Source organism: Rhodococcus sp. HNM0563, from assembly GCF_012726195.1.
Lineage (GTDB): Bacteria > Actinomycetota > Actinomycetes > Mycobacteriales > Mycobacteriaceae > Rhodococcus.
In genome coordinates this window covers 1-1,187 of sequence record NZ_JAASAF010000034.1, presented here as the reverse complement: position 1 = coordinate 1,187, position 1,187 = coordinate 1, and the positions used below count along the sequence as shown (strand labels likewise).

2 protein-coding genes are annotated in these 1,187 nt (G+C 64.4%); both read right to left on the bottom strand.

The features are described from left to right. Positions 1–34 precede the first annotated feature (34 nt). Positions 35–610 carry an IS630 family transposase gene (locus tag HCA61_RS25840; protein WP_346777653.1) on the bottom strand — a complete coding sequence of 192 codons (576 nt, stop codon included), beginning with the start codon at positions 608–610 and terminating at the stop codon, positions 35–37. Then, positions 589–1,116: a winged helix-turn-helix domain-containing protein gene (locus HCA61_RS25835; RefSeq protein WP_206040612.1), complete on the bottom strand. Its 528-nt coding sequence runs from the start codon at positions 1,114–1,116 to the stop codon at positions 589–591. Before HCA61_RS25835 ends, HCA61_RS25840 begins: the two co-directional genes overlap by 22 nt. Positions 1,117–1,187 lie beyond the last annotated feature (71 nt).

Here is a 1,187-nt window from a genome sequence, read left to right as displayed (position 1 = left end):
CCTAAAGACCTTTCGTTAATTGGGTGAGTACTGCTCACAAGGAAAGTCCGGTGTGGTCGAGGAAGCCGTGACACAGGTCGTAGCTCGACCCGATCCGGGTCAGCCCTGCCTCGGTCGCCACACGAACCTCGTCGAGAGTATCGGGGCACAGGTTGGCCAGTTCGGTGGATTTCATGTTGCCCCAGACTTGTTCGATGGGATTGAGCTCGGGCGCATACGCTGGGAGACGTTCGACGTGGAGCCAGTCGCGCTGGGTCGCCAGCCACGCGGTCATCGCCCGGGACCGGTGGGCCATCAGTCCGTCCCAGAGCACGATGAGCTTCTCGCCGGCGAAGTGGCCACGCAGTTCGGTGAGGAACTCGATGAGTTTGTCGGTGTTGTAGGCACCGTCGGTCATGGAGAACACGAACGCACTGCGACTGCGGTCGGGCCGGTAGGCCAGGACTCCGGCCATCGACAGGCGTTTCCAGGAGAAGCGGTGATGCAGAACGGGTGTCACGCCTTTCGGCGCCCAGGTTGCGCGGACCACCGGGAGCAGCGAGACGCCGCTTTCGTCCTGGAAGCAGATCCATGCACCTCGGCGCCGCGCTATTTTTTTATCCGGGGCCACTCGTTCTCGCGCCAGGCGACGACGGCGTCCTCGTCGCGTTCGACCGCGCGCCGTGCGGGCCGCTGCCGGCTCCAGCCGAGCCGGGTCCGCAGGATCGTCCAGGTCTGGGTGGGTCCGTAGGTCACGCCGGTGAGCCGCTCGATGACGATCGCGACCCGTCCCAGGGTCCACACCCCGGTGGCGAAGCCGTGCGCTTGGGGTCCTTTGAGCAGTTCTTCTCGGACCGTCTCGATCTGGGTGTCGTCGAGGCGGGGCCGGCGTCCGGCGCGCCTGGGGCCTTCGAGTGCCTCGCTTCCCCCGTCGGCCCATTGTCGATACCAGCGTGAGGCGGTCTGCTGGGTCACCTCCAGTTCGACCGCGACATCGATCTGTCGTCGTCCTGCGGCGAACATCTCTGCGGCGCGCATTCGCCGGTCACGCAGTGCGTCGAAATCGCGGCGACTGCCGCGCTGCTTGGCTTTCCGGCTGTTGGGTTCCTCGGCGGAATCGGTCTTCTTCCTTGCCATTCGTCAATGATCAAGTAGCGCGGTGTGAATCATGCGCAACGACACACCCTATTACCGAAGCATCTTTAATG